Source organism: Zhenpiania hominis, from assembly GCF_014333425.1.
GTDB lineage: Bacteria > Bacillota > Clostridia > Peptostreptococcales > Anaerovoracaceae > Hominibacterium > Hominibacterium hominis.
In genome coordinates this window covers 127,937-149,829 of the sequence record NZ_JACRYT010000006.1, presented here as the reverse complement: position 1 = coordinate 149,829, position 21,893 = coordinate 127,937, and the positions used below count along the sequence as shown (strand labels likewise).

Genomic DNA, 21,893 nt, shown 5'->3' with positions numbered 1-21,893 from the left:
AAAGCTGCTTTACGTTTTCCCACTTCATGGTAATTCGCTGCCACAGGGACGCACATAACCCAGAATATCTCCCGCAGTAAACACTTCTCCGTCCCCCACGCACTGCTGCGTCAGCACGCCGTCGCAGGGAGCCGGAAATTCTACAGTCTTCTTCTCAACCTCTCCTTCGCAGATCACCTCTCCTTTTTTCACAGTGTCTCCAGTTTGTTTCACCCAAAACAAAGTTCCTTTTTTGGATTCCAGTTTCACCGGCTCATTCATGCATTTACAGATTTTCGCCGGATCCTTCTTCGGCATTTTTTCCGCTTCCACAATAATCGCTCGCCCGGTATCACGCATAGCTTCTCCTCCTTCATAAAACGGGCATTCTCCTTCCAGACATTCCGCGTTCCGATTATGGTAGGTGCAGGATGGATCGGTTTCGATGGTAAATTCCAGCCCCAGCTTTTCATTGAGATAAGGCACCCCTTCATTGACTGCCAGAAAAGAAGTCCGTTTACAGCATCTCGGACCCGGATAGGCCGCAATCTTCTGCAGGCAGATTCCGGTAATTTCATTGGCCTGCTGCCAGTTTTCCACAGATTTCGGCGTCGCGCCCGTATAAATGGAAAGAAACATGCCGACACCTACCGCGGAGCCACACGTACCGCATTCTCCGCAAAACCCGGCAGGTACGGTTTTCGCCCGTTCCTCCGCCAGATCCAGCCACGCGGAAAGCTCCGAAACGTCCCTTTTTTCGAAAACCGCAGACTGAGTCAAAAGCGCCGCCGGTACGATAAAATGGTGATACGGACAATGCATCGGCAGCCCTTCCAAATCCATCAGCCGCGTCAGCATCCGGGTAACGGACATCGATTCTTCCGCGCGTCTGGTTTCCATACATATTTCTCTCAAACGATCGAACAATTCCTGTTTCAGTTCAAAATACATCGTAAAACCTGATGAAGTTTTCAATTCTGTCCTATTTGATCTTGCAATTTAGTCAAAAAAATGAAGCGTTTGCAACGCTTCCAGGCTCTTTTTTTGTTTTTTACTGTCAAACTCCCGTACGATGTCCCTGTCCATTTTTTTACTCCTTACCTCTTATGCGCTTTTTATTTTAATATAAAAGTCAGAAAACTTCAACTAGCGAATAAATTGCCCTTTTGACATTAAGCTGATATAATGTAACATTATGCGAGTGAATCTACTGGAAGGAAATGTGACGAAATCCATGTTGCTGTTTTCCATTCCCATGATTTTGGGGAATCTGCTGCAGCAGCTTTATAATATCGCCGATACGCTGATTGTCGGACGTTTTATCGGAGCGGACGCCCTGGCGGCGGTTGGCTCTTCTTTTACGTTAATGACCTTTTTAACCTCGGTCATACTGGGGCTTTGTATGGGAAGCGGTGTTGCCTTTTCCATGTGTTACGGCGCGAAAAAAGAGGATGATCTGAAATCCGCCCTTGCTTTTTCCTTTCTCTTTATTGCCGCTCTGACACTGCTCCTCACGGCCGGCGTGCTGCTTTTTATTGATCCCATTATCGACCTTTTGCAGATTCCCGCTGAAATCCGGGAAATGACACAAACCTACCTGCGGATCATCTTCTACGGCATGGTCTTCACCTTTTTTTATAATTACTTCGCGTCGGTGCTCCGAGCCTTTGGCAATTCCCTGACGCCCCTGATATTTCTGGGCATTTCCGCGGTCCTGAATATCGCGCTGGACTTATGCTTTGTGCTGGGGCTGCACATGGGCGTGGCGGGAGCCGCCTGGGCGACCGTTCTCTCTCAGGCGGTCTCCGCTGCCGGCGTTCTTCTTTACTGCCTCCTCACCCAGCCGATTTTGCGCGTACAGAAAAAGCATTTGCGGATCCAACCCCGGCTATGGAAACAAGTGATTCAATTTTCCATTCTCACCTCTGTCCAGCAGTCCATTATGAATTTCGGCATCCTGATGATCCAGGGCCTTGTCAATAGCTTCGGCGTGGCGGTCATGGCGGCTTTTGCCGCGGCGGTCAAAATCGACTCCTTCGCTTATATGCCGGTTCAGGATTTCGGCAACGCCTTTTCCACGTTTATTGCCCAGAATTCGGGCGCCGGAAAAAGAGAACGGATTCAAAGGGGCATCCGCTCCGCTCTGGCAGTTTCTTTTTTCTTCTGTATTGTTATCTCTGCCGCGGTCTGGTGTTTTGCCGGGGAGCTGATGAAAATCTTTGTTGATGCTTCAGAGACGGAAATTATTGCCATCGGGGTCGGATATCTACGCATTGAGGGAACCTTTTATTTCGCCATCGGCTGTCTGTTCCTGCTCTACGGACTTTATCGCGGTGTCGGACGTCCCGGAATTTCCATTGTGCTGACGGTCATTTCCCTGGGGATGCGGGTGCTTCTGGCTTACTGCCTTGCTCCTACGCCTATCGGTCTTGCCGGAATCTGGTGGGCAATTCCCATCGGATGGATTCTCGCGGACGCCGCCGGACTCATCTATTATCGAAAAATGAAAAGTTCCATGTAAAACATCTGCCTTCTGCGCATACACTAATGCAGGAGGTGCTTGCATGAATATCAAAAAGTGGCATATAGCCGGCGCGTTTTTTACGATTGTATTTGGAAGTCTGGATCATTTTTTCTATCACTGGTCCGGAGAACATCCTCTGGTGGCGGCCTTTTCCGCTGTAAACGAAAGCACCTGGGAACATCTGAAGCTGCTCGCCGCTCCCGTGCTGCTTTTTTCCATCTTTGAATCTATCGCCTACGGCCGCTTTCGCGGCGGCTTTCTCCCCGCGAAAGTTCTTTCCCTGATTTTGGGTATGGCCGCTATTATCCTGATCTTTTACGGTTATACAGCGGCAGCCGGAACCCATTATCTCTGGGCGGACATCGCCACCTTTTTCATTGCCGCGGCTCTGACCTGGTTCCTGAGTTATTTTCTGATGAAAAAAGAAAACTGCGCCGGCATCGGCGTCCAGCTGATTTCACGGGTGCTGCTTGCCGCTGTTCTCGTCAGTTTTCTTTTGTTTACCGTAGATCCACCCCATATCTTCCTTTTCGAGGATCCGGTTACCGGACAGTATGGTCTGTAAAAATTCTTACGGGTTCTTCCGCTTCTCCGCAAAATAGAGAAAAAGAGCGAAAATACCGCAGTAAAACAGATCGTCGGTTGCTTTCAGCAGTTTTGCCGCAATGACCAGCACCAGGATCGACGCGAAGGCGCCGGCGATATTCGCGGGAGGCGGATCCACACCTGTTTTTACCGCGATTACAGAGGTAACCGCGGAAGCTGCCGCCAGTACGGCGACCGCCGCAATTCTTTTTTGATTCATATCGCTTAGAATTCCTTTCGTAAATTTTGAGCGCCCTGTTCTTTCTTTTTTCTGAATTGCAAGCCGCCCGGCAGTACCGTCTGCGAAAGGGCGCCGAATTTGCACGCGGAGATACACTTTCCGCACCGGATACACTCGGGGCTTCCCGGATTTTCGGCAGGGTTCAGACTCATAGGGCAGACCGCTTCACAGGCGCCGCAGTCTGTACACCGCTCTTTTTTTACCTCAAGGCGCAGACAGGAGACAGGGTTAAACAGCCCGTAAACCGCGCCCAGAGGACACAGATATTTGCAGAAGGGGCGGTAAGAAACCAGAGAAAGGAACAGCAGGAGCAGCAGCAGGAAGCTCTTCCATGTAAAGAGCCATCCCATCGCTTCCCGCAGCCGCGGATCGAAAAGGGTCAGCGTCCAGCCGCCCTCCAGGGTACCCGCCGGACAGATCAGTTTACAGAACCAGGGTGTTCCCTGTCCCGCCAGATCGGTAAAAATCAGCGGGAGGGCCAGGACCAGAACCCCAAGGATCAGATATTTGAAGTATTTCAAAAACCGGTGCCCCGGCAGGCTTTTTCCCTTGCGCAGCCCCGGTATTTTGTAAATCAGCTCCTGAAGCAGTCCGAAGGGGCACAGCCATCCGCACGCGAACCTTCCTGCCAGAGCGCCGACCATCATCAGAAATCCAATCACATAAAAAGAAAAATATTTTCCCGGACTTCCAAGCACTGCCTGCAGCGCTCCAATGGGACAGGATCCAAGAGCGCCAGGACAGGAATAGCAGTTCAGTCCCGGCACGCAAAACTGTTTCAGACTGCCCTGATAAATGGTTCCATTCAAAAATCCGCTGATATACCCGTTGCTCACGGCTGCCGCCGCGATTTGCACCATCAAGCGCAGCCGTGTTCCCGCTTTTTTAACCAATTCCGATACACTCCAGACAAACACGAACCGCCTTCCGCGTCACGATCGCCGCTTCCCCCTGAAAGAGTCCGATTCCGGCTAAAAGCAGACCCAATGAAAAAAGTCCGATTGCAATCGCGTTTTTTCTTCCCGCCATATTATTTCACCTCTTGATACGCTTCCTCTATCAGCTCTTTCCATTCGGATTTGCTGCGGGAACCGACAAAGCTTTGTAAGATGTTTCCTTCCTTATCCAGGAACAAAGTCTCCGGAACCGACATCACCTGATTCAGATAGAGATCCATCAGTTCCTGATTGGGCGCGATTTGGAGATAGTCCGCGCCGGTGGAAGAAACGATTTCTTTCGCTGTCTGCAGCAGGTCCTCCGTCGTCGCGTCTGCCGGAATACCGATGAACTGCACGCCCTTTCCTTTATATTCCTCGGACAATTCCCCAAGACCCGGCATTTCCTCAATACAGGGACTGCAGAAGGTGGCCCAGATATTGAGAACCGTCAAATCCGCTTCTCCCATCACCGAGCCTTCCACCGCGTTTCCCTCCAGATCCGCTGCCGTGAACTTGCTGAAATTTACATCGCCGCTTTCTCCAGCTTCTCCGTCGCTCCCACTGTCTGCCGCTCCGCAGCCTGTCAGAAGAAGCATTATTCCAATTAGTATTGCAGTTATGCGTTTTTTCATCCGTTCCCAGCTACTCCTTTCCTGTAAACGACAACAATAACTCGGTTTCTTCCTCCGTCAGCGCCATTACCTGACACAACCTCTGAATCTCTTCTTCCGGCAGAACGTAGTCTGTATCTGTACAAAGCCTTGTAAAATCCTCTTTTTTCATATTCAGGCGGCTGAAGCTAATCTCACCGCTGGCGATCTTCCTGTCATAAATCCGCAGGAAAGCGATTGCAAATTTCTCCGCTTTCATACACATCCTCCTTTTCCTTCTTTTACAAAAATAAGTTATGTTCAGTTTACGGGCGATATCGCCGTTTGTCAAGAAGGCTGCCAAAGGCGGCAAAAGGAAATTGCGGATTCGCGTAAAACCCGCTATAATAGAGTCGGTACGTGAGAAAAATTATCAACAAATTTGGAGAATATAAAATATGATACTTAGTGAATTAAAACCAGGACAGAGCGCTTCTATCCGTTCTGTCGGCGGAGAAGGAGCTCTGCGTCAGCACTTTCTCGATATGGGTCTGATCCCGGGCGTTGAGGTAACGCTGATCAAGCTGGCGCCTATGGGCGATCCCATGGAGCTGCGGCTCCACAGTTATGAACTGACCCTGCGGCTTGCGGACGCGGAGAAAATTGAAATCAGCAATCTTCATGAAGCTTCCCGGGAGCTAAAGCAGCAGCCGAAAAAGATTCCTTCCCATCATCCCGGCCTTGGAGAAAGCGGAATCTATCATACAAAGGCGGGTGAGAATCCTCTGCCCGAAGGAGAGACCATCACTTTTGCCCTGGCAGGAAACCAGAACTGCGGCAAAACGACACTCTTTAATCAGATCACAGGCTCCAACCAGCACGTAGGAAACTTTCCCGGAGTCACAGTCGATCGGAAAGACGGAGAAATCAAAAATCACCCGGACACATTGGTCACCGATCTGCCGGGCATCTATTCCATGTCCCCCTACAGCAGCGAGGAACTGGTCACCCGGCAGTTTCTGCTGGAAAGCCGCCCCCGCGGGATTATCAATATTGTGGACGCCACGAACATCGAACGAAATCTCTATCTGACCATGCAGCTGATGGAGCTGGATATTCCCATGGTGCTGGCTCTGAATATGATGGACGAAGTGCGGGAAAACGGCGGGTCCATCGACGTCAACGCCATGGAGGCCATGCTTGGAATTCCGGTCATTCCTATTTCTGCCGCGAAAAATGAAGGGATTCAGGAACTCATCGATCACGCGCTGCATGTGGCGAAATATCAGGAACGCCCCGGCCGCGCCGATTTCTGCGATCCAAAGGATCACGGGGGCGCGGTTCACCGCTGTCTGCACGCGATTATGCATCTGATCGAAGATCACGCCCGCAGCCACCGTATCCCGGTTCGCTTTGCCGCCAGCAAACTGGCGGAAGGTGATACGCAGGTACTGGAAAAGCTGGCTCTGGACCCCAATGAGCAGGAAATGCTGGACCATATTATCCGCCAGATGGAAGAAGAGCGGGGACTGGATCAGTCTGCCGCCATCGCGGACATGCGTTTTCAGTTCATCGAAACCGTCTGCCGGCAAACCGTTGTAAAACCCAAAGAAAGCAAGGAACATACGCGAAGCGTAAAAATGGATCGGATTCTGACCGGAAAATTCACCGCTATCCCCGCGTTTGTCGGGATTATGGGGCTGGTTTTCTGGCTGACTTTCGGCGTCATCGGAAGCTGGCTGTCCGATCTTCTGGAAACCGGAATTTCCTGGCTGACCGGACTTGTGGACGCGGCTCTCATCGCTTATGAAATCAACCCGGTCATTCGTTCTTTTATCATCGACGGTATTTTTGCCGGCGTCGGCAGTGTCCTGAGCTTTCTACCCATTATTGTAACGCTGTTTTTCTTCCTGTCCATACTGGAAGACAGCGGCTATATGGCCCGAGTCGCCTTTGTCATGGATAAACTGCTGCGAAAAATCGGTCTTTCCGGCAGGAGTATTGTTCCCATGTTGGTGGGATTTGGCTGTACCGTACCGGGCGTTATGGCGAGCCGCACCCTTCCCTCCGAACGGGATCGGAAGATGACGATCCTGCTCACTCCCTTTATGAGCTGCTCGGCAAAGCTTCCGATCTATGCCCTGTTTACAGCGGCCTTTTTCCCGCGCTATGGGGCGCTGGTTATGATCGCGCTGTATTTTACGGGAATTCTTGTGGGCATTCTCTATGCCTTTCTCCTTAAAGGAACCATGTTCCGCGGAGAGCCGGTTCCCTTTGTTATGGAGCTTCCCAACTACCGGCTACCCGGCGCGAAAAATGTCTGGCAGCTGCTCTGGGAAAAGGCCAAGGACTTCATTACCAGAGCCTTTACCGTGATTTTTATCGCCACGATTATTATCTGGTTCCTTCAGAGCTTTGACGCGCGGCTAAACGTTGTATCGGACTCGCAGACAAGCCTGCTGGCGGTACTTGCCGGGCTCATCGCGCCGATCTTCTGGCCGCTGGGTTTTGGAGACTGGAAGATCGCCACTGCCCTGATCACCGGATTCAGCGCCAAGGAAAGTGTAGTCTCTACCCTCACCGTTCTGCTGGGCGGTTCCACCAATGCCCTTTCCACGCTCTTTACACCGCTGACGGCTGTCGTATTTCTGGTATTTACGCTGCTGTATACCCCCTGTGTTGCCGCCATCTCTTCAGTCAGGCGGGAACTTGGAGGGAAATGGGCGCTGGGCGTCGTAATCATGCAGTGTGTAATTGCCTGGATCGCCGCCTGGATCGTACGCATGATCGGCCTTATTTTAGGCCTCGGATAATCGGGAAACCCTTGAAAAAGAAAGGATTTTCGTGTATAATTGGATTAATTGTTAAATGTTTATTTTTTAAGGAGTTTTTGAATGGATGACAAACTGAGAGAACAATTTCTGGCTGCTACCATACGCCTGAAGAAGATGGAATCCATGCTCGTTTCCGATTGTGAGATGCAAATTAACGAACTGGTAATTCTGATGAGCATTACGAAAGGCTGCGCCTGCGGCAAAAGCTGCGGAACCAATCTCAATGTGCCTGAAATCCAGAAAAAACTGCATATCTCCAAGCCTGCCGTATCCTACATACTGAACACCCTGGAAAAAAAGAATTACATCACCCGGGAAATCGATCCGGAAGATCGAAGAAAAATCGCGATTAACGCGACTCCCCAGGGACAGGCGGCCGCGGAAGAATCCAGCCTCCGCTATGATCGGGCCTGGCGCGAGCTGCTTTCCGGTTTTGGCGAGGATAACATGCAGCATTTAATCCAGCTCCTTACGCTTTTGAATGAACACTGTGAATCCTTCTGCAGCGAAGAAAAAAAGAAAAAATAGCGTGAAAAAGCGCAGACGCCGTTTTCATCCGGATCTGCGCTTTCTCTATATTTGCATTTATTGAGAAGGATTTATATGGTTACCGGGCTGAGTATCTTTTGCGGATTTTTACAGATTCGCAGTTCCATTTTACCGTTTTGCGCAGTGGCAATCAGCTTGTCACCGCTATCGAATCCGCCTTCCAAGATCCGATCCGCCACCGCGTTTTCCAGTGTCGACTGGATCGCGCGTCGCAGAGGCCGCGCTCCGTAAACCGGATCAAAGCCCTGCTCTGCCAGCAGATCGATGGCGGTCTCATCCACCTCCAGATTCACGCCCTGCGCCGCCATGCGCTCCGCAAAGCGGTCCGCCAGATTACGGGCAATCTCGCGGATATTTTCTTTATCCAGCTGGCGAAATACGATAATTTCATCCAGACGGTTCAAAAATTCCGGCTGAAAAGCCCGCTTCACTTCATCCATAACGCGGCTTTCCATTTCCCGTGCCCTGTGTTCCTCACTTTTTTCCTCAGCCGCGACAAATCCCAGAGAATTCCTGCCGACGATATTTTTCGCGCCAATATTGGAAGTGAGAATGATAATGGTATTTTTAAAGCTGACTGTCCGTCCCTGAGAATCCGTCAGCCTTCCGTCATCCATCACCTGCAGCAGCGTATTCCACACATCGGGATGCGCCTTTTCGATCTCATCAAACAGGAGAATGCTGTAGGGCTTTCTTCTTACCTGCTCGGTCAGCTGTCCGCCTTCCTCGTATCCGACATAGCCCGGAGGCGAACCGATGAGTTTTGATACCGCGTGGGGCTCCATGTATTCGGACATATCGAAACGCAGCACCGCGTTTTCATCCTGGAACATAACCTCGGCGAGAGCGCGGCTGACTTCCGTCTTTCCAACCCCGGTAGGCCCCAGGAACAGAAACGAGCCAATCGGCCGTCCCGGCTGGGCGACACCGGTGCGTGCCCGGCGTATCGCTCTTGAAACGGCGGAAATCGCCGGTTCCTGTCCAATAACGCGCTTATGCAGGGTCTCCTCCAGCTTCCGCAGTCTCTGCCGTTCATCCTGTGTCAGCATCGTCACCGGGATATTGGTCCACGCGGAAACAACCTCTGCCACATCCTCCGCTGTGACTGCCGCGTTCTGACCGTTTCGCCACTGCTCCTGTTTTTCTTTCAGCTCCTGGGAAAGGGCTTTCTGTTTATCTCTCAGCACAGCCGCCTGCTCATATTCCTGGGCTGCCGCCGCTTTTTTCTTTGCCTCGCAGACCTTCCGCACTTCCTCGTCCAGAGCCTGAAGATGAGCCGGAACCGTCATACTGCGCACCCGAATCCGGGATGCCGCTTCGTCCATCAGATCGATAGCCTTGTCCGGCAGATACCGATCGGAGATATACCGATCCGACAATTCCACCGCGGCGCGGATCGCCTCGTCGGTAATGGTCAGTTCATGGAACTCTTCATATTTTTCACGCAGTCCCATCAGGATTTTTACCGCGTCTTCCCGATCCGGTTCTTCTATCATCACCGGCTGAAAGCGCCGTTCCATAGCGGCGTCTTTTTCAATGTACTGGCGGTATTCCCGCAGCGTCGTCGCTCCAATTACCTGCAGTTCTCCCCGTCCCAAAGACTGTTTGAGAATATTCGCCGCGTCCATGGCGTCGTTGCTGCCGCTGCCCGCTCCGATCAGAGTATGAAACTCGTCGATAAAGAGAATGATCTGCCCGTCTTTTTTGATTTCTTCCAGAAACCCTTTAATCCGTTCTTCAAAATCACCCCGGAAACGGGTTCCCGCAAGCATACCCGCCAGATCCAGAGACAGAATTCGTTTTCCCTGCAGGTTCTGCGGCACATGTCCCGCCGCCATCCGCTGAGCCAGGCCTTCTGCCACCGCGGTTTTTCCCACGCCCGGCTCTCCGATCAGCGCCGGATTATTCTTCGTACGGCGGGACAGAATCTGGATCACTCGTTCCACCACCTTGTCCCGTCCGATCATCGGATCTAAAAGGCCCGCGTCCGCCTCTGACGTCAGATCCCGGCTGTATTTTTCAAGAAGGGGTTCACCTTCTTCCTGCCCCGATTCTTCCCGGATATCTTCCGGCAGGGGCTGTCTCATGGCCTGGGAAAGCGCTTCGCGCAAAGTCCCCGCGTCCACGCCCAAGGAGTGCAGCAGCTGAAAGGCCGCGCATCCACTCTGCCGTAAAATCGCCAGCAGCAGATGTTCCGGCTCGACGCTTTCGTCCTCCTGCTCTTTGCGAATGTCTTCGGCAACCTCTAAGATTCGCTGCATTTCCCGGGACATCTGGATCGCCTGAACGCCTCCACTTTCCGCCGCGTCCCGGTCGTATCGCCGGATTGCTTCTTCAATCAGATCCGCTCCTACTCCGAATCTGCCCAGCACCTCCGCGGCGCGGCCCTGTCCCTCATGGGCAATGGCCCACAAAACATGCTCGCTCCCCGCGAATCCATGCCTCATTTTCGCGGCAAAACGGAAGACCTCATAAATCACGCCGCCGGTTCGGCCGCTGTATGCTTTTGTATTAAGATTCATGTGTACACGCCTCCCTTTCCACAGCCGCTATATGATCCCGCAGTCTGGCGGCTTCTTCATAGTTTTCCTGTTCAGCGGCCTCCCGCAGTCTCTCATGAAGCGCGGCCAGTCTGCGCCGCGTCTTCAGATCCTTTTCCGCGGAATCGGGAAACGGATTGGTCCCTGACTGCCGCGGCTCTTCTTTTCCCGGCCACCAGCCGGAAAACATTTTGAAGAACTCACCCTGTCCCGCCGAATTGGCGTACTTCCACATCTCATGCAGGCAGTCGCTGCACAGATGTATGTAATATTGTTTTCCCATCTGATTTATAACAAAGATTTTGTCAGCTTCCTGTTTATTACAATTTTGACAAAGCATTAAAATCACCCCTTTCCACTTTTCAGACGACTCATCAATCGGGATGCCTGCTGTGGATTACCCGGTCGATCAGGCCGTAATCTTTTGCCTCTTCGGCGCTCATAAAATAGTCTCTTTCGCAGTCCCTCTCCACTTTTTCCAGGGGCTGCCCGGAATTTTCCGCCAGAATCCGATTCAGCTTTTCTTTTGTTTTCTGAATATGCTGCGCCTGGATCTGGATGTCAGTTGCCTGTCCGCGGCTCCCGCCGGAGGGCTGGTGAATCATAATCTCCGCGTTGGGCAGAGCGATCCGCTTTCCCTTTGCCCCGCTGGACAGAAGGAACGCTCCCATAGAAGCCGCCATCCCGATACAGATGGTAGACACGTCCGGCTTCACATACTGCATCGTATCGTAAATGGCCAGACCGGCGGTTACTGATCCGCCCGGACTGTTGATATAAAGCTGGATATCCTTTTCCGGATCTTCGGCCTCTAAAAACAGCAGCTGAGCGACAACCAAACTGGCCGTTGTATCATTTACTTCCTCAGAAAGCAGAATAATCCGATCATTTAAAAGCCGTGAGAAAATATCATACGAACGCTCCCCGCGGCTGGTCTGGTCTACTACATATGGCACCAAACTCATCTATTATCACACCCCTTGATTTTTTATCACTTACCTATTTATCCCCTATTTATTTTTTTATTAATAGTTAAGCTTTTAATTATTTTAGCATTTACTTACTTTTCTGTCAACACAAAAAATGAAAAAGCACGGGTAAAAATTCCGCGCGCCTTTTTCATTTTAAGAAAGAGTAAATGTGATTGTACTTACAGACGGGAATCATGAAAGACGCAGAACGAGTCCTTCTTTGCCAGTCCCATCAGCGTTATATTGTAAATACGCGCCAGTTCAATGGACTGACGGGTGGGAATTTTATTGCTGACCATCACCGGAATCCGGCCCCGAATTGCCTTTTGTATCATATCCACCGGAACTCTTCCGCTGGTAAAAAGGATGCAGGCCGTCAGATCCACGCCCGCGAACAGAGCTTTTCCAACCGCTTTATCTACGGCATTATGCCGGCTCAGATCCTCGCAGGGTTCGAACACAGAATCTTCCCGCGCCAGAAAACAGCTGTGGGTGCCCCTGGTTTTTTCATGAAGCGGAGTGCCGCCTTCAAAACATTCCGCAATCCGATAAATCTGCTCTTCTTCCCAGGGAAAGGCCGCAAGCGGCACAAGCGGCTTTTTCTCCGCGGTTTTTAAAAACACATGGAACTTGTCTTCTTCCCTTATGATTCGCAGCGTTTCCAGCTGGCCCGGAGAGGAAAGGATTCCCTCTGTATACAGATGGCCTGCGATCAGCTCCGTTGTATTTCCCGGGGAACAGGTCATGTTGGCGTAAAAGCTTCCATTTATATAAAGCTCCAGGCGCTGTTCATTGAGGATCCGCTTTTTTACCGGACGGATGGTTTTGTTCCTGCAGTAAAGCGTCAGGGATTCTTCCTGAAAAGGCGGCTGCGGGAGAGCGGTTTCGTTCTCCCGGAACTCCCGGTTTCTCGCCTGCTGATTCATACCGCGCCTCCCCGAACAGAACGTCTGCGTACCGCGCCAAGTGTAATTGCCAGTAAAGCAATCGCGCTCAGCAGCATCAGAACCAGATAAAGCGCGCAGTCCGAAATGCCGCCCCCTTCCTGCAGAAGTTCCAGACAATTAACCGCCCAGCGCGTAGGAATCAGGTTTGACAGGAACAGCGCTCCCTCCGGAAGCTGTTCTTTGGGAACAATTCCCGCCATCAGCAGAATAATTGCTACAAAAGTCGATAAAATATTGGCGATCTCTTTATTATCTGTTATCGCTACAAAGAAATCCCCCAGGGCTGCCGCCACAAAAGACAGTACAAGAATAATCAGCAGAATTTCCGGAACCGTTCCCCCCATGGAAACGCCGGAAAGAAGATAAATCAGAATCAGGGCCGCACCGTTCTGGACTGCTACCAGAATTACATTGCTCAGCAGATTCGCCATGTAATAATGAAATTCCGTCGCCGGTGTGAGCAACAGTCTTGTGTATATGCCCAGTTCTTTATCTTTGCTGATTAAGAAAGCCCCTGTCATCGCGCGCAGAAAGGCGAACATAATAAGAAACGAAAACAGCATATTAGCCGCGGAATAATCATAACTGCTGTCATCTGAATTTCTGGATTCCACATTATATTTTCCCTTCTGGTAGACTTCGAGGTTTTCCTGTTCATTTCCCGGATCCGCCCTGCAGATTGCGGAAAAACGGCTTAACTCTGTCTGAACCGCCGCTTTTACAATCCCCAGCGTTCCGGACGCGTCACTGCTCCAGACTTTTACAGATTCTGCCGGATTCCCCTGTTTCAGAGCACTGTCAAAATCTTCATCCAGAAGGATTCCAAAATCATAATTCCCCAGCTTAATTTCTCCCGCAATATCCGCTTCTTTTTTTACCTGAATGGTCATGCTTTCATTCGAACTGAGGCTGTCAACAAACGCGGAGGAAAGCACACTTCCCGACTGATCCAAAATGATACCGCTAAAGACCTTTGTCGATGGAATCAGCAGTGAAATTCCTACGGAAATAATAACCGGCAGCAGAATAAACAAAATTGTGAAAACCGGACTTTTCGCAGTAAGATTTTTTATGTTATTTTTTAATAAGATCCAAATCACTCTCACGTCTTTACTCTCCTATGTGTTCTTATGACCAGCAGCACCGCGCAGACAGCTGTTATCCCTGCCGCGATTCCAAGGTACTGGCACAGCATCCGCGTATCATCCGCATAGATCGTGCGGAACAGCCCCTGATTGAGCCAGCGTATCGGTGAAAGCAACAGGACACTCTGAAGAATGGGGTTCTCTGACTGCAGTTTGATATAGCCGCCGCCGAGGAACGACCAGACCGGTATAATCAGTGTCTGGATTACAATCAGACTTTTCTCGTAATTCTGCAGCAGGCTGTACACAAGCATCCCCAGAAAAACCGCCATCACAATCGTAAGGAGCAGGCCCAGTCCCGCCAACACTTCATGACTGCCCCAGTTCGCCCCTAAAACCAGTATGGAAAACAGCAGTATCGGCGCGATAATCATAATTTCCAGAAAAATCGAAGAAAGAATCCTCGCCGTGTAATATGCAGGTCTGCTTACCGGGCTGATTCCGATTCTCTCGATAATCTGGTGCTCCGTATCGTAGGAACATAACGAAAGCGGGACAATCATTACATAAAGAACCATCATTGTGATAATCACCACACCGTAATAATCTGCCGCCGTAAAGTCCTGATGTACTTCCTGAACCGGAATTTCCTCCGGCGCCGCTTCTATTCCCATATCCCGAATCGAACTGTCTCCCGCCGCCAGATCCAGCAGGCTGATAACATATGTTTTTTCCGCGTAAGCGTCTCTATCCGCATACACAGCGATATTGCCGCCGGAGCTCCATAAAAAGACCGAACAGTTCCCCTGTCTCAGTTCCTCTTTCCCCTCTTCCAGTCCATTCACACGGTAAACAGATAATTCCACATCGCCCTGAGACAGATTCGCCATCTGTCCGAAGTTCTGTCCTTCCTCTGAACAGACTGCCAAACGTATTTTCCCCACTTCTGCCCCGCCTCCGCTGAAGGTCTCCGCCATAAAGTAGGACGTCATCACCAGCAGCAGGATCGGAAACAACAGATTAAACAGCAGCCACTTCCGATCTCGAATCTGAAATTTAATTCCTTGTCTGATTAATGTTATCACCTGGTTCACCTCAATCCCTGAGTTTTTTTCCGGTCAGCGCCAGAAATACGGTTTCCAGAGTTACATCCGAATACTGAATATCGGAAACAGACGCACCGCTTTGCAGAATGCGGTCAATGATTTCACTCAGATTTTCCGCCTGTTCTCTGCTGATAACCGCAAGTTCCTTTTCCCGCACATTGACGGAGAGAACCCCCGGTACCCCGCGCAGGCATTCTGCAAGTTTTTCATTAAAGGCGCCTCCTGTCACAAGCAGTGTTTTATTCTTTCCAACCTGCTGCTTCAGTTCCTCTTTTGTTCCTTTCGCAATTTCTTTTCCTTTATCCAGTACCGAAATCATCGTACATAGAGCCTCAACCTCCTCCATGTAATGGGAGCAGTAGATGATGGTTGTTCCCTCCTCATTTCTCGCTTTAATCGCTTCCAGAATATAATTTCTTGACTGGGGATCAATTCCGACAGTCGGTTCGTCCATGATGAGGATCTTCGGGCTGTGAACCAGGGCGCAGGCAATGTTAAGCCTTCTCAGCATTCCTCCGGAAAATGTCCCGGACTGCTTTTTCGCAACCTGCTCCAAGCCTGTCATCTCCAGCGCCTTTTCCGTTCCCCTTTTCAGACTTGCCCCTCTGAGTCCGTACAGTTCGCCGAACAGCTTTATATTTTCTTCCGCTGTATACTGCTGATACAGCGCGATATTCTGCGGAACCAGTCCGATCTTTTTCTGCACCAGACTGAATTCCCGGCTGATATCATGTCCGTATATGCGGATTTCACCGAAATCCGGACGGATGATATTACAGATCATCCGTATCGTTGTACTTTTTCCCGCTCCATTGGGGCCCAGCAGGCCATAGATCTGTCCTTCCCCGATCTGCAGGTTCAGATGATCCACGACCCTTTGTCCGCCATATTCTTTTCCCGCGTCTTTCACCTCAATGATACTCATATCGCTTACCTGTCTTCACAAACCCGGGATACAAAATCGCAGATCGCCTGCTGATCCAGATTTTCCATATGATCGGCATCCAGATTTTTCTTCTTTGCAATCGCCTTCAGCATTTTCCTGATCAGGAAATTCTGCTTTTTTAAATCACAGGCTCCGCCGAGATAATACATGGGGCAGTTTTCCATCCACGAATGATCCCGAACGGAATGTTCCAGAATCATACGGTGCGACTCCGCGCTGTCCAGTCCATGAACGAAAAACGTTACTTCTTTGTTTTTCAGTTCCCCGTTATTCATAAACTTCCTCATCTCTTTGCTGACGGTGCCCGCATAGATTCCACATCCGAGATACAGCTGATCATATTGTGACACCGGAATGTCCTGTGATTTCTCCAAATCATAATAATCAATCGATTCTGCCGCTCTTTTCCGAATCTGATCAACGGTATCCCTTGTGGTTCCGTTTTTTGAAATATATACAACTGCTTTTTTCATCTCGCGTCCTCCTTTATATACTCCTGAATCATCCTTTCTGCCGCTCCGGTGTAACCCATAGCTTCCTGCAGACCCCGGCTCTGTTTTTTCAGATTTTCCTGCACATCCGGCTGCCCGACAATAGAATCTGCCAGTCTTCGCATTTCCTGTCTGTCGATTTTCTTTTTATAATAGCCGGCTCCGCAGCGATATTTGGTAATCAGCTTCGCTGTATTAATCTGCTCGGGGCTTACCGGACAGATGAGCAGCGGGGTTTCATATAAAAGCGCAGTTGTAACTCCGTTGAAGCCGCCGTGGGAAATAAAAAGGGCGGATTCGTTTACAACTCTGCGATAATCCTCGAAATTCAGATTGTCATAAACCGTTACATTGGAATAAGACTCTAAATCGTCAATATTGTGCCGCTTGTTCCCTGCCAGCGTAATCACATACTCATAGCCGAAATGTTTTGTCGCTTCGATACAGTCCCTGAAAAAATGCGGCCGCAGCGAAACGGTTCCCAGGGAGATAAAAATTTTATCTTTTCTGACCGGAGGCGGCAGTTTCTTCTGATGATCCGCGCCGAGAAACAGGACGTTTTCGGGATATTTCTCGCCGCCCGGGTGAAAAATTCTCGATGTCATAACCAGACACAGGCCGTCACCTCTCGCCATCACCTGAGAAATGTTTTCCACAATCGGTTTTCCGTATCTGCGGTTTACTCTCCGGATTACCCCCATAATATCAAACATACGGATGCCCTGCGTTAAAATCATATAGGCGATGGCATTTTTAAAATACGGATCCGTCTCATAAACAATTTCATCTGCCAGGATACTGGAAAAGAATTTGCATACCGGAACCCCGCAGTATCTCGCCGCGGCCCTTCCCCATATGGCAAACTGATCGCAGACAACCACACATGGCTGCTCCTGTTCCATCTGCTGAATCGTGAAATCGATCAGAAGTTCCGCGTCCCGGTAAAATGTACTCAACATAGTCAGCATCCTGTGATGGATCTTCCTTTTTTCCCCGATTTCATTAAAATACTGCCGGAACGGTTCCGGATACGGCCGGAGCTCAAGATTCCGGATGTGTTCTAGCTTGTGAAAATGCTCCGCGGTTGTATAAAATACCATTTCCACGCCTTTTTCTCCCAGCGCCTCACACAGTCCGATCTGCGGGTTCACATGACCTGCCAGCGGGAAAGAAAAAAACAAGATTTTTTTGAACATAAAACCCCTCTCTTTGCTATGCTTTCTTCCATACAATCGACGCGTTATGCCCGCCAAAGCCGAAGGAATTGGAAAGTACCACATCAATCTCCCTGTCGCGGCTCACATTTGGCGTATAATCCAGATCCAGTTCCGGATCCGAGTTTTCATAGTGAATGGTCGGTGTAATTTTACTATGCCGGAGACTCTGAAGCGATACAATCCCTTCAATCGCGCCGCAGGCCGCTACCGTATGCCCCAGCATGGACTTTACGGAAGTGACGCTCAATTCTTTCTGATGTTTTCCAAAAATTCTTTTAATGGCCATTGTCTCGTATTTATCGTTGAGATAAGTGGAGGTTCCGTGGGCATTAACGCAGTCCACCTGATCGGCATTGATTTCTGCCGCTTTCATCGCCATGCGCATGCATTTTTCCATCCCTTCCCCGTCTTTGCACGGAGCTGTGATATCGGCCGCTTCGCTGATGAACGCAGAACCCAGAATTTCTCCATAGACTTCCGCGTTTCTTCTTTGCGCGTGTTCCTCGGATTCCAGAATCAGTACGCCCGCGCCTTCTCCCATTACAAATCCGTCCCGATCCGCGGTAAACGGGCGGCACGCTTTCTCCGGATCCGGATTGCTGGACATGGCCAGAATCTGATTAAAGCCCCGGATATACTCCGGCTGAACGCTTGCGTCCGAACCGCCCGCAATTACAACGTCCGCCATCCCGGAGCGTATGAGGTGCTCTCCCAGAATTAGCGCGTAGGCGGAAGATGCGCAGGCAGAGGAAACGTTAAAGTTGGCGCCCCCGAATCCGTACCGGATCGTCGTCCAGGCACTGATGGAATTGGGCATGGTCTTTACGATATAATGGGCCTGGCTTTTTTTATCTGTAATCGCATTATTTGTAGAAACTACGCCCATAATAACCGCTACCCGGTCCTTATCCACCGCGTTTTTCGTGATTCCGCTCTGCTCAACCGCTTCGTGAACTGCCAGCATCCCCATCTTTGTATTGATCGTCATCTGTTTGGACTCTCTTCTGCCAAACAGGTCTTTGGCTTTTGCTTCCACACAGTACGGATCGATTTCCGCCGCCACCTGGGTATCGAATCCTTCCGGATCGAACCCTTTAATCCGCCGGACTCCGTTTTTTCCTTCGCAGAGCGCCTTCCAGCATTCCCCGGTACTGGTACCCAGGGAAGAAACCATTCCCATTCCTGTTACATAAATCTTTTTGTGCTTCAATTTATTTTCCTCCTGTTCCAGATGCGATAATCACCTGCCCGATAAAAGCTGCAGGGCAATGCCTCGTAATTCCGGCTTAATATTTCTTTTATTCTCTCTTCTCCCATTTCCCGGAGAATTTCTTCCGGATTCCGGGCGATTCCCAGAATATCCCTGCATGCATCCAGCGTCTGCCTTATATCCAGACGATCGTCCTGAAAAATTTGTGTCATATAGTTTACATACAGCGCTTCAAATCTTTCCAGTATTTCCTTGTGTTCCGCCGCGCTTCCTCTCTCGGATTTCTGCCTTCCGGTATCCCGGCAGTACTGTTCGAAGGTGCAGTCCCCGTAATTTTCATGAATATCGGCAACAGCGCTTTTAAACCCATGATAAAAGGCCTCGTTTTCTTCTTCCTCAAAGTATTTCACACAATTATAGACAATGAGATTTCCTGTTGTATTCAGAATTTCAAAGATCCCCAGCATCATAAAGTTTTCTTTCAGAATGGAATCAATGGCTTCTGTACTGAGAGAACAGCATTCATAGATTCGAAAGGCTTCGTTCATCAGAACGAAAATCAGCTTTGAAAACAACAGATTGAAAGGTTCCGGCAGAAGAACATAATTTCGCCCTGACTGCTCCACAAGTTCCTTTATTTTTCGCAGGCACTGACGGGACACGGAATCGCTGTAATTGATTTCAACTGTACGGATCAGACTTCCGGGATAAAAGGCGTGCAGCCCCGCGCACCGCTGCGGCTGCTTTGCCTTTTCAAAAATACGTTCCAGCGGAATCGAAGATGTATTGGTCAGAAGAATACATTCCGGATCCACATAATCTTCCAGGCTTTGAAACAGCTCCTGTTTGGCTGACAGATCTTCGGTAATTGTTTCGATCACAAAATCACTGCCTTCCGCGTCTTTTCTGTCTGCAGAGACCAGTATCTCATTCAGCCTCTGTTGCTTTTTTTCTTCTGTCCAGCCTTTTGTCTTTTTTATCCGTTTCAGCCTTTTCTCCGCATATCTTCGCGCCTCTTGCTCTGCTTTCGGATTTCTTCCAATCCAGGCAAGCTGCGCGTCTGATTCCAGAAACACGTCCAAGAGCTCTTTTCCCATCTTTCCCCAGCCGAAAATACTTATTTTCATGATACCGCTTCCACTCTTTCCTTTTCTTCGGCGCTGCCGTACTGCCTGATAAATTTCCGGCGCGATGCAGCCGCCAGCTTGTAAAGTTCTGTCACTTTATCGTAAAAAACCGGCTCCGGAAGTTTTGTGTCAAAGACTGCGTTTGTCAGATTGTAATAGTCAAAATCCGAAATCGTAATCCTGTCTTTGTACATCTCCCACTGGGCAGTCCCCGGGAACGGCGTCAGAATTGTAAAACCGGAATGAAAAATCGCGTTTTCCTCCACAAATTGTCCCAGAGCCTCAAAGTCCCGCTCCACATAATCCGGGGTCACCATATAATTGCCGTTTACTTTCATTCCCAGCTGATTCAGAATCCGCAGCGCGCCGATTGTATCCTGAACGGTACTGTTCTTTCCATAATTCTTCAGTTCTTCTTCATTAACAGATTCCAGACCGCAGATTGCCACCCGCACTCCTGCCCGGTAGGCAAGCTCCATGATTTCCGGATGGCGGATCACAAAGTCTGTCCGTACATCTACAATATACTGATGATGATCCAGTCCCTCCTCCAGAATCCGGGTAAAAAGCTGCCGCGCCTTTCCTAGATCTCCGAAGGTATTCGCGTCACAGAACCGGATAATCGGATAGCGTTCCATATGCTTGATTTCTCTGAGAATCAGATCCACACTTTTGTGGAAATACTGTCCTCCCGCTACCGGCCAGATTGTACAGAAGTTGCATTTATGCGTACATCCCTGGGAAGTACTGATATACTGAATCCTTTTTTTCTCATACGGAATAATATAATCATAGCGATCCGTCAGAGCGCGGTTAGGCATAATCTCATCCATGATGAAGTGCTCCTTGATCTCCTGATAAGAAAACTCGCTCAGTTTTTTGGTGTACCGCATCCCGGCCGCGGAAGGAAACGCGAGTCCCGGAATATGGCTGAAATCAGCCTTGGAGCCGTTTTCTCTGAGTTCCAGGATCACGTCTCGGAAGCTTCGCTTTCCCAACCCCACCGCAATGATATCCGCTTTTGAATCCGCAAAGTCCTCCGTACACAAAGTCGGATGAAGCCCTCCCGCCTGTGTGATAATCGAGGGATCTATTTTTTTAATCAGTTCCAGCATCTTTTTTACGGAGTTGTACTGGGCAGTAATACAGGTAAATCCGACAAAATCCGGCTGAAAATCCCGCACCGTTTTTTCCAGATGCGCAAGGCAGTCATAGTCCGGATTCTGATCCTGTTCGGTTTTCTGATCCAGAATAAGGATTTCTTCATCCGGAATTACCCCCGCCAGCTCGTTCAGAGCCAGAGGCGGCCCTACCATAACCCGCAGGGACATCGCTTTGCGCCCCGCCTCATCGGAAAATTCCAGCATACGCATTTTATGCGGGATCGGGGGATTTACTAACAGAACTTTCATTTCTAAGAATCTCCTTTCCGAAAGCATTCTCCGCTTTCGCACCTTTTTTGAATTTCAGCCAACTGACAGCTACGGTCGCTCCTGTGAGCGCCGCGCTGTACCCGTACAGAAGGGAATACGCCTCTGCACCCGCGAACCGGCAGAAAGCCACTACCAGCAACGGTGTCAGATAGTAGACCGCGCTCAGAATTCTTCCCGGCCGATCATAATAATAGACCCTCCCGCCTTTTTTCTCTTTATACTTTTTCATCCGGGAGCAAATCAGAAATTCCGCCAGCTTGCCGGAGACAGCCAGCAGCAGCCAGTACGGCAGCACCCTTCTGACGCAGAGCAGTCCAAGGCTTCCCAGAATATAAACGGAATCACAGAACAGATCCAGACGCGCACCTTTCTCGGTAACCGCCTGCCATTTTCTCGCAAGCCTTCCGTCGAGAAAGTCGCTGGCACATACGCATCCCGCGGTCATCACTGTCCAGAAAGACCATAGGTTCCCGCCGCCGGTCACAGCGGCTTCTGTCTCTGCCAGAAACAATATGGTCAGAGGAATTCGCAGCAGTGTGATCAGATTCACGCACAAGATTTGCCTGAACTTCTTTTTCAT

General features: G+C 50.0%; 23 protein-coding genes. 4 read left to right on the top strand and 19 right to left on the bottom strand.

What is annotated here, in order from left to right:
- Nucleotides 1–24: 24 nt before the first annotated feature.
- A complete protein-coding gene (locus H9L42_RS08040; RefSeq protein ID WP_187302877.1) occupies nucleotides 25–879 on the bottom strand; it encodes a DUF5714 domain-containing protein in 855 nt (284 codons plus the stop codon).
- 295 nt (nucleotides 880–1,174) lie between these two features.
- Here H9L42_RS08040 and H9L42_RS08035 point away from each other — a divergent pair, with 295 nt between their 5' ends.
- Nucleotides 1,175–2,500 carry an MATE family efflux transporter gene (locus H9L42_RS08035; RefSeq protein ID WP_187302876.1) on the top strand — a complete coding sequence of 442 codons (1,326 nt, stop codon included), beginning with the start codon at nucleotides 1,175–1,177 and terminating at the stop codon, nucleotides 2,498–2,500.
- 43 nt (nucleotides 2,501–2,543) lie between these two features.
- Nucleotides 2,544–3,068, top strand: a complete 525-nt coding sequence (locus H9L42_RS08030) for a DUF6512 family protein (RefSeq protein ID WP_187302875.1) — start codon at nucleotides 2,544–2,546, stop codon at nucleotides 3,066–3,068.
- Nucleotides 3,069–3,074: 6 nt separating this feature from the next.
- Here H9L42_RS08030 and H9L42_RS08025 read toward each other — a convergent pair whose 3' ends face one another.
- The 5 genes from H9L42_RS08025 to H9L42_RS08005 are packed head-to-tail and all read right to left on the bottom strand — an operon-like array spanning nucleotide 3,075 to nucleotide 5,137.
- Entirely contained in the window at nucleotides 3,075–3,308 is a 234-nt protein-coding gene (locus H9L42_RS08025; RefSeq protein WP_187302874.1) for a hypothetical protein, read from the bottom strand.
- 5 nt (nucleotides 3,309–3,313) lie between these two features.
- A complete protein-coding gene (locus H9L42_RS08020; RefSeq protein ID WP_187302891.1) occupies nucleotides 3,314–4,189 on the bottom strand; it encodes a 4Fe-4S binding protein in 876 nt (291 codons plus the stop codon).
- A 25-nt stretch (nucleotides 4,190–4,214) separates the two neighbouring features.
- Nucleotides 4,215–4,358, bottom strand: coding sequence for a CD1871A family CXXC motif-containing protein (locus H9L42_RS08015; RefSeq protein ID WP_207734945.1), 144 nt, complete (start codon nucleotides 4,356–4,358; stop codon nucleotides 4,215–4,217).
- Nucleotide 4,359: 1 nt separating this feature from the next.
- Nucleotides 4,360–4,899 (bottom strand): TlpA family protein disulfide reductase, encoded by a 540-nt coding sequence (locus tag H9L42_RS08010; protein WP_187302873.1) that lies wholly within the window; start codon nucleotides 4,897–4,899, stop codon nucleotides 4,360–4,362.
- 10 nt (nucleotides 4,900–4,909) lie between these two features.
- A complete protein-coding gene (locus H9L42_RS08005; RefSeq protein ID WP_187302872.1) occupies nucleotides 4,910–5,137 on the bottom strand; it encodes a hypothetical protein in 228 nt (75 codons plus the stop codon).
- Between the two features lie 178 nt (nucleotides 5,138–5,315).
- On the opposite strand from H9L42_RS08005, the gene feoB reads away from it, so the two are divergent.
- Together feoB and H9L42_RS07995 are read left to right on the top strand one after the other, a co-directional pair.
- Complete coding sequence (feoB, locus tag H9L42_RS08000; protein WP_187302871.1) at nucleotides 5,316–7,670, top strand: ferrous iron transport protein B; 2,355 nt, start codon at nucleotides 5,316–5,318, stop codon at nucleotides 7,668–7,670.
- Nucleotides 7,671–7,751: 81 nt separating this feature from the next.
- Nucleotides 7,752–8,219, top strand: a complete 468-nt coding sequence (locus H9L42_RS07995) for a MarR family winged helix-turn-helix transcriptional regulator (RefSeq protein WP_187302870.1) — start codon at nucleotides 7,752–7,754, stop codon at nucleotides 8,217–8,219.
- A gap of 71 nt (nucleotides 8,220–8,290) precedes the next feature.
- Here H9L42_RS07995 and H9L42_RS07990 read toward each other — a convergent pair whose 3' ends face one another.
- From H9L42_RS07990 to H9L42_RS07930, 13 genes are all read right to left on the bottom strand, one after another.
- Nucleotides 8,291–10,762: an ATP-dependent Clp protease ATP-binding subunit gene (locus H9L42_RS07990; RefSeq protein ID WP_187302869.1), complete on the bottom strand. Its 2,472-nt coding sequence runs from the start codon at nucleotides 10,760–10,762 to the stop codon at nucleotides 8,291–8,293.
- Nucleotides 10,752–11,120, bottom strand: coding sequence for a UvrB/UvrC motif-containing protein (locus H9L42_RS07985; protein WP_187302868.1), 369 nt, complete (start codon nucleotides 11,118–11,120; stop codon nucleotides 10,752–10,754). The genes H9L42_RS07990 and H9L42_RS07985 overlap by 11 nt, the downstream gene beginning before the upstream one ends.
- A gap of 34 nt (nucleotides 11,121–11,154) precedes the next feature.
- Nucleotides 11,155–11,745, bottom strand: a complete 591-nt coding sequence (gene clpP, locus H9L42_RS07980; protein WP_187302867.1) for an ATP-dependent Clp endopeptidase proteolytic subunit ClpP — start codon at nucleotides 11,743–11,745, stop codon at nucleotides 11,155–11,157.
- A gap of 185 nt (nucleotides 11,746–11,930) precedes the next feature.
- Complete coding sequence (locus tag H9L42_RS07975) at nucleotides 11,931–12,677, bottom strand: formate dehydrogenase accessory sulfurtransferase FdhD (protein ID WP_187302866.1); 747 nt, start codon at nucleotides 12,675–12,677, stop codon at nucleotides 11,931–11,933.
- On the bottom strand, nucleotides 12,674–13,804 hold the full coding sequence (locus H9L42_RS07970; protein ID WP_187302865.1) for an ABC transporter permease: 1,131 nt from the start codon (nucleotides 13,802–13,804) through the stop codon (nucleotides 12,674–12,676). Before H9L42_RS07970 ends, H9L42_RS07975 begins: the two co-directional genes overlap by 4 nt.
- The gene (locus tag H9L42_RS07965) at nucleotides 13,801–14,868 is read right to left on the bottom strand and encodes an ABC transporter permease (RefSeq protein WP_187302864.1); all 1,068 of its coding nucleotides are present in this window, start codon (nucleotides 14,866–14,868) and stop codon (nucleotides 13,801–13,803) included. Before H9L42_RS07965 ends, H9L42_RS07970 begins: the two co-directional genes overlap by 4 nt.
- A gap of 10 nt (nucleotides 14,869–14,878) precedes the next feature.
- Nucleotides 14,879–15,814 (bottom strand): ABC transporter ATP-binding protein, encoded by a 936-nt coding sequence (locus tag H9L42_RS07960; RefSeq protein ID WP_187302863.1) that lies wholly within the window; start codon nucleotides 15,812–15,814, stop codon nucleotides 14,879–14,881.
- Nucleotides 15,815–15,819: 5 nt separating this feature from the next.
- A complete protein-coding gene (locus H9L42_RS07955; protein WP_187302862.1) occupies nucleotides 15,820–16,308 on the bottom strand; it encodes a flavodoxin domain-containing protein in 489 nt (162 codons plus the stop codon).
- Complete coding sequence (locus H9L42_RS07950; protein ID WP_187302861.1) at nucleotides 16,305–17,522, bottom strand: glycosyltransferase; 1,218 nt, start codon at nucleotides 17,520–17,522, stop codon at nucleotides 16,305–16,307. Before H9L42_RS07950 ends, H9L42_RS07955 begins: the two co-directional genes overlap by 4 nt.
- Nucleotides 17,523–17,538: 16 nt before the next feature.
- A complete protein-coding gene (locus H9L42_RS07945) occupies nucleotides 17,539–18,753 on the bottom strand; it encodes a beta-ketoacyl-[acyl-carrier-protein] synthase family protein (protein WP_243235708.1) in 1,215 nt (404 codons plus the stop codon).
- Nucleotides 18,750–19,880: a 3-hydroxyacyl-CoA dehydrogenase family protein gene (locus tag H9L42_RS07940; RefSeq protein ID WP_187302860.1), complete on the bottom strand. Its 1,131-nt coding sequence runs from the start codon at nucleotides 19,878–19,880 to the stop codon at nucleotides 18,750–18,752. Before H9L42_RS07940 ends, H9L42_RS07945 begins: the two co-directional genes overlap by 4 nt.
- Nucleotides 19,877–21,292, bottom strand: coding sequence for a B12-binding domain-containing radical SAM protein (locus H9L42_RS07935; protein ID WP_187302859.1), 1,416 nt, complete (start codon nucleotides 21,290–21,292; stop codon nucleotides 19,877–19,879). Before H9L42_RS07935 ends, H9L42_RS07940 begins: the two co-directional genes overlap by 4 nt.
- Nucleotides 21,255–21,893, bottom strand: coding sequence for a CDP-alcohol phosphatidyltransferase family protein (locus H9L42_RS07930; protein ID WP_187302858.1), 639 nt, complete (start codon nucleotides 21,891–21,893; stop codon nucleotides 21,255–21,257). The genes H9L42_RS07935 and H9L42_RS07930 overlap by 38 nt, the downstream gene beginning before the upstream one ends.